Below are 16,161 nucleotides of genomic sequence, written 5' to 3' on the forward strand. Positions count from 1 at the left end.
GGGGCAGCGCCCCAGTCTTCGCCTTCGTCTTCGCGTTCGCCTTTACACCACCTTCGCCTTTCCACTTCCCTACCGGCCAATGGCTCCCTGCTCGAAGGCGTCGAGTTCGCGGCGCAGTTCCGGACAGCGTTTGACGCCGTATTCGTGCCCGAGCCGCAGCCGGCACACGGCCCGGGGCAGGTTCAGCACCAGATGCACGGTGCACTGGCCGTGGTATTTCTTGAGAATCCGGGCCAGGGGTTCCAGGGCCACGGGGTTGTCGTCGGGGCAGGCCACCAGGACTTCCACCGGCTCATCGCTGCCGCCGATGATCGTGGACAGGGGATCGATACGCACGGCTTGGAGCTTGATGACCTTTTTGCCCTCGCCCTCAGCCTGATCCGAGTTGCCGATCTTGGCCGTGATGAAAAGCGGGATATCGGCGTCCAGATGTTCGCGAGACAGGGCATAGACATCGGAAAAGACCACTGCCTCGGCCTCGCCGCCAAGGTGGTCTTCGAGCTTGCTGAAGGCCATTTTCTGGCCTTTCTTGGTGATGATCTCCTTGGTGGACACGCAGATGCAGGCGACCTTGACCTCGACCCCGGGCTCCATGCCGGCGCACTGGGCCAGGGTCGTTAAGCGCATGGCCCGCAGATCGCGCTCGAAAGCGAGAAGCGGATGGCTGGTCAGGTAAAAGCCGAGCGCTTCCTTTTCAAAGGCCATCATCTCTTCATGGTGCCATTCCGGCAGCGTGGCCTCGGCGCACGACAGGCCCAGGCCCACGGTGGGCTGGGGCTTTTCGGGCATAAGCGTCATGAGCGACAGGCGGCCGTCGTTTTTATCCGCCGCCCGCTTCTGGCCAAGGGCGGCAGCCTGATCGAGGCCGGCCAGCAGGGCGGCCCGGGAACAGCCAAAGGTGTCGCAGGCCCCGCATTTGATCAGATATTCGATGACGCGCTTGGTGATCTTGCGCATGTTCACGCGGCTGGTGAAATCCAGGAGCGACGTAAAGGGGCCGCCCTCCTCGCGGGCGGCCACGATCTCGGCCACGGCGTCGCGGCCGACGTTTTTAACCGCCGCCAGCCCGTAGAGAATCTTGTTGTCCTTGACGGAAAAGTGCGGATAGCCGGCATTGACGTCGGGCGGCAGCAGTTCAAGATCGTTGTCGCGGCAGGCGGCGATGTATTGCAGGAGCTTGTCCTGATTTTCCATATCCGAGGTCATGAGCGCGGCCATGAAGGCCACCGGATAGTGGGCCTTCAAATAGGCCGTGTGGTAGGAAATCAGGGCATAGGCGGCGCTGTGGGATTTGTTGAAGCCGTACTCCGCGAACTTCTCCATCAAGTCGAAAATTTCATTGGCCTTTTTGGCCTCGATATCGTTACCCGCGCAGCCCTCCACGAAAAAGCTGCGCTGCTTGGCCATTTCCTCGGCGTTTTTCTTGCCCATGGCCCGACGCAGCAGGTCGCCGGCGCCCAGGGAAAAACTGGCCAGGACCTGGGCGATCTTCATGACCTGTTCCTGGTAGACGATGACGCCATAGGTGGGCTTGAGCGTCTCTTCCAGGCGCGGATGGGGGTACTCGACCACGTCCTCGCCGTGCTTGCGGCGAATAAACAGCTCGACCATGCCCGAGCCAAGCGGTCCCGGGCGATACAGCGCCAGCATGGCGATGATGTCTTCAAAGCAGTTGGGCTTGAGCATCCGCAGATACTTGCGCATGCCCTGGCTTTCCACCTGGAAGATGCCGTCGGTGTCGCCCCGGGCAAAGAGATCGTAGGTGGCCTCGTCGGTAAAGGGCAAGGTGTCGAGATCCGGCGGCGTCTCGCCCATCTCGCGGATGATCTGCAAGGCGTCGTCAATGACCGTCATGGTCTTGAGCCCGAGGAAGTCGAACTTGACCAGTCCGGCTTTTTCCACGCGCTTCATGTCCCACTGGGTCACGGTTTCGTTGTTTTTCCCTTTATACAGCGGCACATACTCGGTCATGGCCGTGTCGGACACGACCACGCCGGCGGCGTGGGTGGAGGCATGGCGGGCCAAGCCCTCCAGGCGGCGGGAGACGTCGATGAGCCGGGCCACGCGGGGGTCCTGGGCCATCATGGTCTTTAATTCCGGCTCCTGGGCCAGGGCCTTGTCGATGGTCATCTTGAGATCTTCGGGAATGAGCTTGGCGATGCGGTCGGTCTCGCCAAAGGTCATGCCGAGCGCCCGGCCGACGTCGCGCACCACGCCCTTGGCCTTCATGGTGCCAAAGGTGGTGATCTGGGCCACGGCTTCTTCGCCGTAGTGCTCGGTGACGTAGCGGATGACCTCGTGGCGGCGGCGTTCGCAAAAATCCACGTCGATATCGGGCATGCTCACCCGTTCGATATTGAGAAACCGCTCAAACAGCAGATCATAGGGCAAGGGGTCGAGGTTGGTGATGCGAAGGGCATAGGCCACCAGCGATCCGGCGGCCGAGCCACGGCCGGGGCCGACCGGGATGCCGTTGTTTTTGGCCCAGTTGATAAAGTCCTGGACGATCAGGAAATAGCCCGGGAAGCCCATCTGCTTGATGACGCCGAGTTCCAGTTCCAGGCGCTCCCAGTAGACCTTGACGTCCACGCCCGGCATCTTGGTCAGCCGTTCGGTCAGGCCCTTTCGGGCCATGTCGGCCATGACGTCGTCGAGGGATTGTTCGGGCGGGGTCTTGTAGACCGGAAAATGGTAGTCGCCAAACTTGAGCGTCAGGTCGACGCGTTCGGCAATCTCGCAGGAATTGGCCAGGGCTTGCGGCACGTCCGGAAAGGCAGCGGCCATTTCTTCGGGGCTGCGATAATAGAGGTCCTGGGTGGAAAAACGCATGCGTTTGACGTCGTCCACGCAGGCGGCCGTCTGGATACACAGCAAAATGTCGTGGGCCTCGGCGTCGTCGGCGCGCAGATAGTGGCAGTCGTTGGTGGCCACCAGCGGCAGCTTGAGGTGATCGGAAAGCTCGATCAGAAAATTATTGCAGGTGGTCTGCTCGGGAATGCCGTTGGCCTGGATCTCCAGGTAGAATCGGTCCGGGAACAGGGCCGCATACTCCTTGGCCATGGCCACAGCCTGATCCTTGCCCTCTTTCAACAGCTTCTGGTTGACCTCGCCCTTGAGGCAGGCCGACAGGGCAATCAGCCCCTCGCCGTATTGGCCAAGCAACTCCTTGTCCACCCGGGGCTTGTAGTACATGCCCTCGGTGTGGCCCTTGGTCACGAGCTTGAGCAGATTCTTGTAGCCGACCATGTTCTGGGCCAGGAGCACCAGATGGTAGCGCGGGCTTCGCGGGTCCCGGTCGGTGCGGCTGCCGGGAGTGACGTAGACCTCGCAGCCGATGATGGGCTTTATGCCGGCTTTTTTGGCCGCGTCGTAAAAGGTCAGCGCGCCGTGGAGGTTGCCGTGGTCGGTGATGGCCGCGGCCGGCGAACCAAACGAGGCCGCAGTCTTGACCAGATCGCCGATGCGGATGGCCCCGTCGAGGAGGCTGTATTCGGTGTGGCAATGCAGGTGGACGAAATCGGACATGGGTGTGCTCGTGTACTAAAATGGAAGACGCCGCTGCGGGCGCGACGCCGGAGACGGTATAGCGCACAACGCTCGCACTGGAAACGGCCTTGGGATCGTTGTCGTTGTCGGCCCCTCCCCTGCCCCAGTCGGGGGAGGGTTCCGAAACCCATGAAAAACTTCTCCCAATGGGGGGGTCCGGGGGCCTCAGGCCCCCGGCCGCCGGAGGCACTCTTCCTCTTCCCTTGCCCCCTCCCCTAATTCCAGCTTTGCAGCTCGATCACGTTGCCTTCGGGATCGCGCATATAGCGAAAGACCAGCCGTCCGACGCCGGGCACGTCACGAGTGGCCAGCGCGCCAACAGCCGTGCCGCCGGCATCGAGCACGGCCTGGGACATCCCGGCCACGTCGTCCACGAGAAAGGCGATATGGGAAAAGCCCGGCGTATCCGGGGCGATGTCGGGGTGTTCGGGACAGATGTCGTAGGAGAAGATTTCCAGCGTCGGGCCGGTGTCGCCATGGCCGGGCAGGCGCAGGTGGATGCCGGTCAGGTGGGAGTTGTCGATGCCGGTTGCGGCGTCAAGCCAGTCGCCGGACAGGTCGCGCTCCGGGGGCACGGGCTTGCAATCAAAGAGACGGATATAGAACGCGGACAAGGCCCGCCAGTTGCGGGCGATCAGATTGGTATGGACGTAGCGAATGGCCATCGGGGGCAAACTCCTTGGGCTTAGTCGGCCGTAAAGGCAATGTGCGGCACAAGCTGCGCCGGCAACGGCTCCCCCGGGGAAGCCGTCTCAAGCCAGGCCAGGACCGCCTGGGTCATGACCACCAGCCCGGCCACATCCAGGCCTGCCGCACGCGGCACGAACCGTGTGAGATACCCCGTAGCCCGGAGAAGGAGCTTGCGGCAACCCCGGACATTGCCGTTGCCCAGATGATACAGCCCGGCCGCCACCTGGATCACCGCCTTGTACAGGTCGCGCTCGGGCGAGACATCGGACAGCCAGAAGGCTTCCAGGGTGTCGTGGCAGGCGAAAAACTCGCCGGCGTTAAATTCGGCCACGGCCTGGACCAAAGCCGGCGGCGCAAAGGAGCTGCTTGACATTTTTCGGTTCCCTCCGTCTTTTGGGCCGGCCTTGACGCTGTGAGCGTGCGAGGGGTGAGGAAGAGGAAGAGTGCCTCCGGCGGCCGGGGGCCTGAGGCCCCCGGACCCCCCAACGGGGGAAATTTTCAAGGGGTTTTTGACGCGGAACCACCGTTGCTGCGACGGCCAAAGGGCCTGAGAACCTTGAAAACCATAACTCGTTTCTCATAATTATAGAGGGTTTCCAAAGGGCACTGCCCTTTGGCCGCCGGAGGCATCTTCCTCTTCCCTCTTATTTCCCAAGCCGTACCGTACTTCTCATTCCAACTAACACAACGAGGAAATCATGCAGGTCGATGTCGCCATATTGGGAGCCGGAGCCGCCGGGCTGTGTTGCGCCATAGGCTGCGGCCGGCGCGGGCGTTCGGTCCTGCTCATTGACCATGGCCGCAAGATTGCCCGCAAGGTCCTGGCCTCGGGGGGTGGGCGGGCCAACTGCACCAACGAGGACATTGTGCCGGCCGATTATGTCTGCGGCAACCCCCATTTCGTCAAATCCGCCCTGGCCCGCCTGCCCTCCCGGGATTTTTTGGACTGGATACACGCCGGCGGCGTGGCCACCCAGGTGGAAGACGCCGGCAAGCATTTCTGTACCGGCGGGGCCATCACCCTGGTGCGGTTTCTCGAAGCGCGCGCCCGGGAGGTCGGGGCGCAGTTCATGCTGGGCGCAACTGTGGCCGCAGCCCGCAAAGACGGCGAGGCCTTTGCCGTCGACACCGATGCCGGCACGGTGCGGGCCGCCTCCCTGGTATTGGCCCTGGGCGGCAAATCCTGGCCGGGGCTGGGGGCCACGGACTTCGGCTACGCCCTGGCCCGGGGTTTCGGTCTGGCCGTCACGCCGCTTTTGCCGGGTCTGACCCCGCTTTTGGCCGGACCGGACATGGCGGCGTTTTGCCAGGAGCTTTCCGGGGTGTCGCTGCCGGTGGTCATTCGCGGCCAGGGCGAGGCCGTGGGCAGCCTGCTTTTTACCCACAAGGGGATATCCGGGCCGGCGGTGCTCGATGCCTCGATGTTTTGGCGCGGCGGCGAACTGGCCATCGACTTTTTGCCCGGGCTCGATCTCGAAGCGGTGCTGGCCGAAGCGCCCCGGCTGGAGATCAAAAACGCCCTGGCCCGGGTGCTGCCCAAGCGGCTGGCCGGCGAGGTGGCCCAAAAGCTGGCGCTGGCCGGCCCGGTGGCCGGGCTCTCGCCCAAGGCCCGGCGCGAACTGGCCGCCAAGCTGGTCGCCTTTCCCTTCACCCCGGGCAAAGCCGAGGGCTACGCCAAGGCCGAGGTGACCATTGGCGGCGTGGATACGGCGGCCATATCCTCCAAGACCCTGGAGGCCACGCGGGTCCCGGGGCTGTATGTGATTGGCGAATTGCTTGACGTGACGGGCCGGCTGGGCGGGTTTAACCTGCACTGGGCCTACGCCTCCGGCTTTGCCGCCGGCGAGAGCGCCTAGGGTCGTGTTCTCAAAAACAGCGCTGCTTTTTGAGAAGAGAAAGGCGCAATCACGACTGTTGCTTCTTAATGAAGCACACCCGTGAGTCTCGAACGCAACACCCGGGTTTCCCCGACCCGTCCCGCCCGCCTACTCCTTCAGCAGGCGTCTGGCCTCGGCGTCGCTGATCCGTTCCCAAGCTGACGGGAAAAACAGCATGATGGCCGCAAAAAAGATCACTGCGGCCGCAGAGAGCGCATCTTTCATGGCCTCTTCCCCCATTACGTTACTCCAGCCCCCCCGGGCCGGACTCCCTGGTTCCCTGTTTTTCTTGTAGCCTTTTTTTCCCGGCCCGCAAGCGAAACCCGCAGGCGGCCATGCAATTGTTTGCCTATCCGGCACGCCTGGGCTACACAATGGCCCAAGACCCATTGCAAACGACCCAAGGAGCGGCACCATGGCCCTTTTCGGACGCGACAAAAAGAAAGCCGACGCGGATGAGCCCGCCCAGGTCCAGGCGACGCCCAAGCGCCTTATTCCTGAAGACAATCTACCCGAGCTGACCAAGTTCTTCGATGCCATGCAGGAGCCTGTGGAGCTTGTGGTCTTCACCGATCCCCAGCAAAACGCCCCCTACAACAGTTTCATGGAATCACTTTGCCGGGAACTGTCGGAAATAACCCCCAAAATTACAGCCCGCTTTCTCGCCCTGGACAGCCCCGAAGCCAAACTCTACGGCGTGGACTTCTCCCCCACCCTGCTGCTGGCCCCGGACCGCTGCCAGATCCGCTATCTCGGCGCGCCCCTTGGCGAAGAGGCGCGCACGCTCATTGAGACCATCATGCGCCTGTCCCTGGGGAAAAGCGGACTGACCCAGATTTCCCGGCAACTGCTCCAGGAACTCGACGAGAAACGCCATGTCCAGGTGTTCGTCAATCCGTCGTGCCCCTACTGCCCGGGACAGGTGGGCAACGCCTTTCGTTGCGCCGTGGAGCGCCCGGACCTCGTATCCGCCGTCTGCGTCGATTCCTCCCAGCATCAGGCCCTGGCCGAAAAGTACCATGTGGGCAGCGTCCCCCACACCATCATTAATGAGACGTTTTCCACCCTGGGCCTGCTGCCTGAGGAACGCTTCGTGGTGGAATTGGTGACGCTTAAAAGCGCTGAAGAGCTCCTGGCCCAGCAGCGCGCCGCCGGCGTGGCCCCGGCCGACGGGCTGCCTGTGGTCGAACTGGACGTGGTGGTGGCCGGAGGCGGCCCGGCCGGGCTGACGGCCGCCATCTACGCCGCACGCAGCGGCATGAGCGCCGTTGTGCTGGAAAAAAGCGTCATCGGCGGCCAGGTGACCGTGACGCCGGTGGTCGAGAACTACCCGGGCTTTGCCAGTGTGCCGGGCAAACGGCTGATGGAAATGATCGCCGAACAGGCCCGCAGCTATGCCGAGATCCACGAAGGCGAGGGCATCGAGGAAGTCAAGGTGGGCAAGCATGTGGAGGTCTACACCGACAAGGCCGTGTATGTGGCCAAGGCGTTGATTCTGGCCACCGGGGCGGCCTGGCGCAAGCTCGGCACACCGGGCGAAGACCGCTATTTCGGTTTTGGCGTCAGCTATTGCTCCACCTGCGACGGCTATCTCTATCGGGGGAAAAAGGCCGTGGTGGTCGGCGGCGGCAACACGGCGCTGACCGACGCGCTGCATTTGAAAAACCTCGGCGTGGACGTGACGCTGATCCACCGCCGGCCGGAGTTTCGGGCCGAGCAGCATTTACAGGACGCCCTGGCCAAGGAGGGCATCCCCGCCATCCTCGGAACCACTGTGGCGGAGATTCTCGGCAGCGACACCCAGGTGACCGGCGTGCGCCTGCATGACGTGGCCGACGGCACCGAGCGGGAAATCCCGACCGATGCCGTGTTCGTGGCCATCGGCCTGACGCCCAACACGGCCATTGCCCAGGAACTGGGCCTGACGCTCGACGACCACGGCTACATCGTCACCGACCGGGGCAAACGCACCTCGATTCCGCGCATCTACGCCGCCGGCGACGTGACCGGCGGTTCCCAGCAGATCGTCAACGCCGTGGGCGACGGCTCCACAGCGGCGCTGTCGGCCTTCGAGGACACCACCAATCCGTACTGGAAAAAGGGCAAAGCAGTCTCCTAACCGCCCGGCCAGCCCGTCACAAACGCGGCTGGCCGCTTTATTGTATCCTTGAACCTCTGGCCCTCGTACCCGGGAGCAGACACCCCAACTGCCGCGCACCGTCGCGGCAACGCCGCCCCCCCCACCCGGTTGGGGGGTCCGGGGGCCTCAGGCCCCCGGCCGCCGGAGGCGCTTCACCTCTTCATCTTCTATATGGATGCGTAGAATTCAGGCGGCGACAGCTCGTTGGACTCAAACCAGCCCCGCTCGGACAGATGGCGGCGAATGTCCTGGCACAGCTCGCACTTATTGACGTAGCCTTCGGTCCTGGCCTCGTAGCCTTCCAGGGCGGCGGCGTAGTCGTACAAGCCGGCAATGCCGGATTCGGCCAGGGTGGTCAGGATGGGATAGCGTTCGGAATCCAGCGGCGCACCCAGGTCGTCGACCCGGAAGGCCAGCCCGGAACACAGGCCGGGCACGTAGTCGCCGTACAGATCCATGTGAAAATGGCTGGTATCGGACAGCTCCCGCAGACAATCCGGCGAGGCCTTGGCCAGGATCGTTTCCACCGGCTGCCGGCCAAGCGCCGGGGCAAAGAGGTCAAAGGCCCGCCCGCCCAGGTGAATCCAGGTGCGGTCCAGGATTGCCGCCGGATAGCCCGGACCGAAATGGTGGAGGTAGGCAGCAAAGGGATGTGTCGTCTCGGGATCGAACTGCTTGAGATCAGCCAGAAAATGTTCCTGCCAGGGAAAAACCGCCACGCCGGCGGCCCGGGCGGCGGCCATGACGCCAAGGGTCTTGGCCAGCGGCACGAAGCCGTTGAGCATGGGGCTCATCGACACCAACAGCGACCCCAGGCCCATGGAGCGCAGTTCGGTTAAGAGCTCCACGGCCTCGTCGGCGTCGTCGTACCACGCCCCGCTCGTCTCCACATATTCAATGCCCATGCCTGTCTCGGCTGCGGCCGCCAGCACCCCGGCCAGCCCCAGAGGATCGGCCAGCGGTTCGCCGCCGCCCACATGCATGGTCACGGCCCCAAGCGAGAGGGCCTTGGCAAAGCAGGCCGCAGCCGTCCCCTGGTCGATATAGTCCGGCGAGCGCCCCGGCCCGCCGCGATAGAGACAGTGGGGACAGGCGCTTTGGCACTGGTAGGTGGCGATCAGCCCCCCGGAGCGCAGACTGGTGACACAGAGGGCCATGGGCGTCCTAGTTTCCAGCCAGCCCGGTGAGCGCGGCCAGCACGGCTTCAGCGTGGCCGGCAGCCTTGGCCACTTGCGGCCAGGCTTTGCGTACGACGCCCTTGGGATCGATAAGAAAGGTGGAGCGCACCGTGCCCACGCAGTCCTTGCCGCAGACCTTTTTGGCCCGCCAGGCCCCGTAGGCGGCCAGGGTCGTGGTGTCCGGGTCGGACAAGAGCGTGACGGTCAATTCGTGCTTGTCGATAAATTTGCGGTGGCTGGCCGGCTTGTCGCGGCTTATGCCGACGACATCGGCCCCCAGGGCCAGGAACCGGGGCAGGAGTCCGGAAAATTCCACAGCCTCGGTGGTGCAGCCGCTGGTGGAATCCTTGGGATAAAAATAGAGCACCAGCCACCGGCCGGAAAAATCGGCCAGGGCGTGGTTGTGCCCGTCCGCGTCGGACAAGGAGAAATCCGGGGCCGGGCTGCCTTCGCCGGGCCAGGGGGTCTCGCTCATGGCTTCTCCAGTTTGGCCGGAGGCAAGTCCCCGGCGGCCAGCTTCTGGTGGATCACACCGATCCCCTCGTCGGGATAGCGTAGACGCAACATGAAATAGCGGTCAACGACCTTTAAGACATAATCCTTGGTTTCGTCATAGGGCGGCACGCCGCCGTGTTTGGCCACGGCTCCGGGACCGGCGTTGTAGGCGGCCAGGGCCATGACTTCGGTCTGAAACCGGTCGAGCATAGCGCGCAGATACCGGGTGCCGGCGGCAATGTTGCGCTCGGGATCAAACGGCTCGGTCAGGCCCAGCAGCTTCTGGGTGTCGGGCATGATCTGCATGAGCCCCTGGGCTCCCTTGGGCGAGACGGCACAAGGATTAAAGCGCGATTCCTGCTCGATCAGGGCATAGACCAGCCGGGGGTCCAGACCGTTTTTCTTGCTGTGGCTGTTGACCAGACCGAGGAGCTTGGCATCGACGATCACTTCCGGATACTTGCAGCTCGTGGCCTTTTTCTCGTTAAACTTGTGCCCGGCCTCCCGCAACATTTTGTCGCGCCGGCCGGCCGCCACCGGGTCGGGCAGGATCAGGCCGTGAATTTCCGTGGCCCCAGGCGAAGGGGCGCTGACCATCTTCGGACCGGCCGCAGCCTGAGCCGGAGGCAACGGACAAAGACCGGTCGCGGCCAAAAACAGCATGGGCAACAGAACCCGAAAAAACAGGCGAGGCATCGCTTGGCGCATCATCCGTTCCCTACCCCCTCAAGCGGGCTTTTACAAGGAAGGCGCTCAGCGGATCTGCCGACGCCACCGGTCCAGGGTGTCGGCGATAAAGTTCTTATCGTTACACGGCCCGCTCCAGACCTCTGAGAACCGGGCGGTATCGCTTCTTGGCCGCTCATCGGCGGACAGTTCCCGCAATCGGATGCGCATGGGCACAGGCACGCCCTCGCCCACCACCACCGCTTCCTGGGTACGCAGGGCCGGGAGGGCGGCCAGCAGGCCGGCGGCATTTTCCGGCATGGCCCGACGCACGAACAGCTGGTCCTGCTCGTTGCTCATGCGCAGGGAAAAAAGCGTATTGACCTGGGACAGCACGGTTTCCGAGATTTCCGAGGGCCGCTGGGTGATAAGCCCCAGCGACACCCCATACTTGCGGCCTTCCTTGGCAATGCGCGAGAGCGCCCGCCGGGTGGGACCGAAGGCCACGGCGGAATCGCGCGGCACATAGCGGTGGGCCTCCTCGCACACGAGCAAAATGGGGACGCCGGTGCCCCGCTTGGTCCACAGGGCGAAATCGAAGATGAGCCGGCACAGGACCGAGACCACCACATCCACGATTTCCGACGGCACGCCGGCCAGATTGAAAATCGTCATGGGCCGTCCATCGGCGGGCAGGCGCAGGTAGCGGGCCAGCACCTCGCCCATGACGTCTTCCACGGTGAGCTGGCCGAACATGAAGGAAAACCGGCGGTCGCGGCGCAGGGTATCGATGCGGCTCATCAGGCGCATATAGGGGATGGAACTTTCGGGCTTGTCGAGTTTGCCCATGCCGATCTTGAGCAGCTCCGTCACCCGGGCCAGCCGGTAGGGCACCGGCGTGTCGATGGTCAGCCCGGCCTCGTCGCCCCCGCTGCTGCCGCGCAGATATTCGGCCTTGGCCGCCATGACGCAATCCTTGAGAATATTGGCCTCGACCTCGCGGTAGGGCTGGCCCGTGCTGCAAAAAACCTGCACCATCTCCTCGAAATCGAGCAGCCAGTAGGGCAGGACCAAGGTGTCGGGGGTGACCATCTCGGCCATGTCGCCAAAGGCGGCGGCGTATTCGTCGTGGGGATCGAGGAGCACGATGTGGCCGTTTCGGTGGGCGGTCAGAATGGAACGCAACAGCACGGCCACGGTGCAGGACTTGCCCGAACCGGTGGTGCCGAGCACGGCGAAATGTTTGCCGAGAAAATCGTCCACGATGACATAGGCCGGCACGTCCGAGTCCTGATGCAAGGCCCCGACCACCACGCTGGATTTGCTCGGCTTGGCGTAGATGCGGGCCAGATCGGCGCTGTCGGTCCGGCACACCGCCGCCCCTAGGCACGGGTTGTGGGAAACGCCGCGCTGGAAGGTGAACGCGGCGTCCTCAGTGCCAAGGCTCTCGCCCAGAAGGGCCACCCGGGCCAAGTGCCGGTCGCCAGGGGTCACCGTTGCCGCCGGAGACGGGGTGAGAAGGGTCTGCACCAGCCCAAAGACCAGGGAGCGCGACGAAGGGATGACCACCATGTCGCCCACCGTCACTGTGGCAAAAACGTCGTCCCCAAGGACCACGGTCAATTCCGCGCCTTCTACCGCCGCCACATAGCCGAGTTCCTGTCGTTCCATGATTTCCTTCCCTGCCCGGCCTGACGCCCGGACTGCCGGGACGTCCGGGTCCTGGATGTATCCCCGCACTGTGACAAGACCGCTTCATCCCGGCCAAAGGCTGTGTCGCCATCCTGGCCCAGGCGCACCAGACGTTCCCGTCACGCGCGCGCGCCGGGTGTCCCGGTCCGCAGCCGACCAGCTTGCCCGCCAACGCCAGGAACCCCTTGAAAACTTTTCCTGGTTGGGGGAGCAGGCCCCGCCCCGCCCGCGATATCTTCCTGCCCCCCAGCCAGGGAGGGTCCGGGAGGGGGTTACCCCCTCCCGGCCGCCGGAGGCATTCCCCCCTCTTCTCTCACCCTACGCCCCCGGGCGCAGAGCCGCCTCTATGGCTGTGGCCAGATCGCGGCGCAGCACAGGTTTGAGCAGCAGGTCGCGGATGCCGATGGCCCGCGCCCCTTCCTTGCTCATGGTCTCGCTAAAGCCGGTGAGCATCAGCACCGGCAGTTCCGGGCGCAGAGCCAGGGCGGCCTTGGCCAGTTCAGCCCCGGTCAGGCCCGGCATGTTCTGATCGGTAATAAGCAGATCGAAGGCGGCGGGGTCGTTGCGAAAAAGGGCCAGGGCCTGTTTCGGATCGCTCTGGGCCACCACTTTGTAACCCAGGGATTCCACCAGTTCCCGGCCGATGTCGGCCAGGGCCTGCTCGTCGTCAACGAGCAGGATGCGCCCGCGCCCCATGGCCGGATCGGCCACGGGCACGGCCGGCTCATCCGGGGCGTTGGCGGCCAGGGGCAGGTAGACGTCAAAGGTCGCGCCCCTCCCGGGCTGGCTTTTGACCTTGATCTCGCCCTTGTACTTGCGCACCACGCCATGGGCCACGGACAGCCCCATGCCCGTGCCTTCCCCGGGCTTTTTGGTCGTAAAAAAGGGATCGAAGATGCGCTCCAGGATGTCCGGGGCAATGCCCGGACCGGTATCGCGCACCCACAGATGCAGGCAGTCGGCCAGGCCGGATTCGCCGGGCAGCGGGCAATTTCCGGCAGCCATCTCCTCCAGCCCCACTTCCAGGATGCCGCCGGTCTCGCGCATGGCCTGGGCGGCGTTGGAGCACAGGTTCATGATGATCTGCTGGATCTGGGACGGTTCGGCCAAAATGGCGTCGCGGCCGGGTTTGATCATTTCGGTGATGGCAATGGTGTTCGGAACGGTGGCCCGGATAAGCTTCAAGGTTTCGCGCACCAGCGGCCCGACGCGCAGGTGGTTGGCCTCCTGATCGTTTTGGCGGCTAAACGACAGGATCTGCAAGACCAGATCGCGGGCCCGGCGACAGGCGGCCAGGATGTGGCCGACGCGCCTCGCCAGCGGCGTATCGGCCGGGGCCTCGCCTTCGATCATCTCGGCAAAGCCCATGATGATGCCGAGGATGTTGTTGAAATCGTGGGCGATGCCGCCGGCCAGGGTGCCGATGGCTTCCATTTTCTGGCTCTGGCGCAGCCGGCGTTCGAGATTTTTGCGTTCGGTGATGTCATGGGCCACGAAGACCGTGGCCAAGGGGGCGTCGTCGGCATGGGTGAGCGGCGAAGAGGTGATGAGAAATTCGCCGTGGAGCCTCGGGATGGCAATTTCCCGGGAGTGGTAGCGGCCGTCGGTCATTTCCAGGATGTCGGCGCTGCGCTCGCCGGGCTTGTCCTCGGCATCAAAGACAAAGGAGCATGGCCGCCCCACCACGTCGCGCGGGGCCAGGCCCAGGCGGTGGGCCATGGCCAGATTGAGGCGGCGCACGGCGCAGTCGCGGCCGATGACCACGACGAGGTCCTGGACGGAGTCAAAGGTGCCTTCCCATTCCCGTTTGGCTGATTCGATGAGATGGGTGACCCGTTCGCGCTCCTCCATTTCCCGGGTCAGCTTGCGGTTGGCGCTGGCCAGAGCGGCGGTGCGTTCGTAGACCAGGGTTTCGAGCCGGCTTTTGAGCGCCTTGAAGTCCCGCTCGGCCCGCCACTTGGCGCACAGCGAAGTGGCGAACTGCATGATCTCCTGGGGATGAAAAGGCTTTTGGATGTAGAGAAGCTTGTCCGCCGGGGGCACGCGCCGGGCAATGGTCACCGGATCGACGTCGGTAAAGGCCGTGACCACCACAATCTGGACCCAGGGATCAATAGCCCGGATTTCTTCGGCCGCAGCCAGACCGCCGCGCCCGGGAGGCATCCGGACATCGACAAAGGCCACGGCATAGGGGCGATTTTCTGCGGCCGCAGCCTGAAAGGCAGCCACGGCCTGCTCGCCCTGCCGGCAAAGCGTCAGTTCAAAACTTTGCTCCTGGACGGCATGCCCCGCTCCCAGACCGTCGAGTCCGTCCAGGATGTCGTCGGACGGGGCCAGAATTTCGGTGAACAGGTCCAGAATACGCCGCTCGTCGTCGGCCACGAGCAGACGCATGACTTCCGGCCTTGTTTCCGCTGCTCCCATGGCGCTCCCTGCTTCGAGACCTGCGGGCAGGCCTCAAGGCATTTCTGATCGATCGTTTTTTTCGGCAGCGGACGGTTTGGCCCCGGGCCGGGCCTTGGCCCGTTCCGGCTGGACCGCGGCGGGCCGGGCCTGGACCGGGGCTGCCGCCGGCGTAAACGGTTTGGGTCCCTGGACGGACGAGCCCGGGGCCGAGGCCCCCGGAGCTTGTGCTGCGGCCGGCGAGGGCGGAGCCGGTTGCCCAGGAGCCGCCGGGGCCGGGACTGCCGCCGAGGCTGGGGCTTGGGCTGCTGCCGGGGTCGGGGTCGGGGCTGGGGTCTCTGACGGAGCCCCAACCGAAATGACCGGGGTGTCCGGGGCGACGGGAATGATCGGGGCCGCCGGGGCAGGTGCGGGCGACGCCGGGGCCTTGGGAGCGGCTGTGGCTGCTTTGGACGCGGCCGGCTTGGACGCGGCAGCCGGGGGCAGCGGGTGGCCCTGGGGGACGGCTGGCTGGACCGCCGGGGCGCTTTGCGCCGGGAACGGCACGGCCGTCGGCTGTCCGACCGGGGCCGCCGGCTGGGTGGCGACGACTGCCGGCAGGGTCACCTCTTCCACGGCCGAGAGCCGGGACAGGTTCTCATGGGCCTGGGGATAGAAACGCGGATTGGCGGCAATGGCTTTCTCGAAAAACTCCTGGGCCTTGTCCTTGTTGCCGGCCTCCATGTAGCACACGCCGAGGTTATTGAGCGCTGCCGATTCCGAGCCCACACCGGCGAAGGCGGCATAGGCCTCGTCGTAGCGGCCGAGTCTGCACAGGGCCAATCCAAGATTGTTGGAAAATTTGACGGATTTTTTCGAAGCGACCGCCTTGTGGAAGGCGCTGGCCGCTTCTTCGCCGCGTCCGAGCAACAAAAGCGAGATGCCGCGATTGTTCTCCACGTCGGCGTCGAACGCCTTGGCCAGGGAGGCGTCGGACACGGCCAGGGCCACATCCGGGTGGCCGTCGCGGTTTTCAAGCGTTCCCAGCAGGGCCGCGGCCCGGGAGAGCCCCGGGTCCAGGGCCAGGGCCTTGGTCAGATACGGACCAGCCTGCCCCCGGCCACCGCCCAGGTACAGGGCGAAACCAATGCCCTGCAGGGCCGGAGCATACTTGGGGTTGGCCTTGATGGCCTGCTGATAGGCGTCAAGAGCCTGGGGATAGGCCCCCGTGCCGAGATACAGGTCGCCCAGGCGGGTATGGGCCGTGGCGGCGTCGGCCCCGGAGTTGAGCGCCGCCAGATACAGCCGGCCGGCCTCGCCCCGATCGCCCCGGGCCATGGCCGCATCTCCGGCGGCAATACTCGAGTTGCCTGTTGCGGCCGCGCCCGGCCCCTTGCCCTTGCCTGCCGAAGCCCCGCAACCGGCCAGGGCCAGCAGACCCAGCCCCACAACCACGAGAACGATGCCCGTTCGCAACTGCCTTTTCACCCTGGTT

11 protein-coding genes are annotated in these 16,161 nt (G+C 64.7%); 2 read left to right on the forward strand and 9 right to left on the reverse strand.

The annotated features are described in order from the left end of the window. Positions 1-69 precede the first annotated feature (69 nt). The 3 genes from dnaE to NY78_RS11430 form a co-directional block, all read right to left on the reverse strand. The gene (dnaE, locus tag NY78_RS11420; RefSeq protein WP_043635820.1) at positions 70-3,525 is read right to left on the reverse strand and encodes a DNA polymerase III subunit alpha; all 3,456 of its coding nucleotides are present in this window, start codon (positions 3,523-3,525) and stop codon (positions 70-72) included. Between the two features lie 236 nt (positions 3,526-3,761). Continuing rightward, a complete protein-coding gene (locus NY78_RS11425) occupies positions 3,762-4,211 on the reverse strand; it encodes a VOC family protein (protein ID WP_043635823.1) in 450 nt (149 codons plus the stop codon). Between the two features lie 20 nt (positions 4,212-4,231). Further along, positions 4,232-4,609, reverse strand: a complete 378-nt coding sequence (locus NY78_RS11430) for a DUF309 domain-containing protein (protein ID WP_043635826.1) — start codon at positions 4,607-4,609, stop codon at positions 4,232-4,234. Between the two features lie 325 nt (positions 4,610-4,934). Here NY78_RS11430 and NY78_RS11435 point away from each other — a divergent pair, with 325 nt between their 5' ends. Together NY78_RS11435 and NY78_RS11440 are read left to right on the forward strand one after the other, a co-directional pair. Next, the gene (locus tag NY78_RS11435) at positions 4,935-6,092 is read left to right on the forward strand and encodes an NAD(P)/FAD-dependent oxidoreductase (RefSeq protein ID WP_043635828.1); all 1,158 of its coding nucleotides are present in this window, start codon (positions 4,935-4,937) and stop codon (positions 6,090-6,092) included. A 436-nt stretch (positions 6,093-6,528) separates the two neighbouring features. Beyond that, entirely contained in the window at positions 6,529-8,232 is a 1,704-nt protein-coding gene (locus NY78_RS11440; protein WP_043635831.1) for an FAD-dependent oxidoreductase, read from the forward strand. Between the two features lie 188 nt (positions 8,233-8,420). On the opposite strand, the gene NY78_RS11445 is transcribed toward NY78_RS11440, so the two are convergent. The 6 genes from NY78_RS11445 to NY78_RS11470 form a co-directional block, all read right to left on the reverse strand. Continuing rightward, complete coding sequence (locus NY78_RS11445; RefSeq protein WP_043635834.1) at positions 8,421-9,410, reverse strand: hypothetical protein; 990 nt, start codon at positions 9,408-9,410, stop codon at positions 8,421-8,423. 7 nt (positions 9,411-9,417) lie between these two features. Then, entirely contained in the window at positions 9,418-9,906 is a 489-nt protein-coding gene (locus NY78_RS11450) for a peroxiredoxin (protein ID WP_043635837.1), read from the reverse strand. Next, the gene (locus NY78_RS11455) at positions 9,903-10,622 is read right to left on the reverse strand and encodes a lytic transglycosylase domain-containing protein (protein WP_231583949.1); all 720 of its coding nucleotides are present in this window, start codon (positions 10,620-10,622) and stop codon (positions 9,903-9,905) included. The genes NY78_RS11450 and NY78_RS11455 overlap by 4 nt, the downstream gene beginning before the upstream one ends. Before the next feature lie 57 nt (positions 10,623-10,679). Further along, entirely contained in the window at positions 10,680-12,263 is a 1,584-nt protein-coding gene (locus NY78_RS11460) for an ATP-binding protein (RefSeq protein WP_197084236.1), read from the reverse strand. A gap of 339 nt (positions 12,264-12,602) precedes the next feature. Then, positions 12,603-14,708: a response regulator gene (locus NY78_RS11465; protein ID WP_043635843.1), complete on the reverse strand. Its 2,106-nt coding sequence runs from the start codon at positions 14,706-14,708 to the stop codon at positions 12,603-12,605. A gap of 33 nt (positions 14,709-14,741) precedes the next feature. Continuing rightward, on the reverse strand, positions 14,742-16,154 hold the full coding sequence (locus tag NY78_RS11470; RefSeq protein WP_231583952.1) for a tetratricopeptide repeat protein: 1,413 nt from the start codon (positions 16,152-16,154) through the stop codon (positions 14,742-14,744). Positions 16,155-16,161 lie beyond the last annotated feature (7 nt).

Source organism: Desulfovibrio sp. TomC (genome assembly GCF_000801335.2).
Classification (GTDB): domain Bacteria; phylum Desulfobacterota; class Desulfovibrionia; order Desulfovibrionales; family Desulfovibrionaceae; genus Solidesulfovibrio.

Bases quoted from the DNA above. Each gene is read 5' to 3' on its own strand.
- NY78_RS11440 (WP_043635831.1), top strand. From the start codon at position 6,529: ATGGCCCTTTTCGGACGCGACAAAAAGAAAGCCGACGCGGATGAGCCC.
- NY78_RS11455 (WP_231583949.1), bottom strand. From the start codon at position 10,622: ATGCCTCGCCTGTTTTTTCGGGTTCTGTTGCCCATGCTGTTTTTGGCC.
- NY78_RS11445 (WP_043635834.1), bottom strand. From the start codon at position 9,410: ATGGCCCTCTGTGTCACCAGTCTGCGCTCCGGGGGGCTGATCGCCACC.
- NY78_RS11465 (WP_043635843.1), bottom strand. From the start codon at position 14,708: ATGGGAGCAGCGGAAACAAGGCCGGAAGTCATGCGTCTGCTCGTGGCC.
- NY78_RS11460 (WP_197084236.1), bottom strand. From the start codon at position 12,263: ATGGAACGACAGGAACTCGGCTATGTGGCGGCGGTAGAAGGCGCGGAA.
- NY78_RS11450 (WP_043635837.1), bottom strand. From the start codon at position 9,906: ATGAGCGAGACCCCCTGGCCCGGCGAAGGCAGCCCGGCCCCGGATTTC.
- dnaE (WP_043635820.1), bottom strand. From the start codon at position 3,525: ATGTCCGATTTCGTCCACCTGCATTGCCACACCGAATACAGCCTCCTC.
- NY78_RS11430 (WP_043635826.1), bottom strand. From the start codon at position 4,609: ATGTCAAGCAGCTCCTTTGCGCCGCCGGCTTTGGTCCAGGCCGTGGCC.
- NY78_RS11435 (WP_043635828.1), top strand. From the start codon at position 4,935: ATGCAGGTCGATGTCGCCATATTGGGAGCCGGAGCCGCCGGGCTGTGT.
- NY78_RS11425 (WP_043635823.1), bottom strand. From the start codon at position 4,211: ATGGCCATTCGCTACGTCCATACCAATCTGATCGCCCGCAACTGGCGG.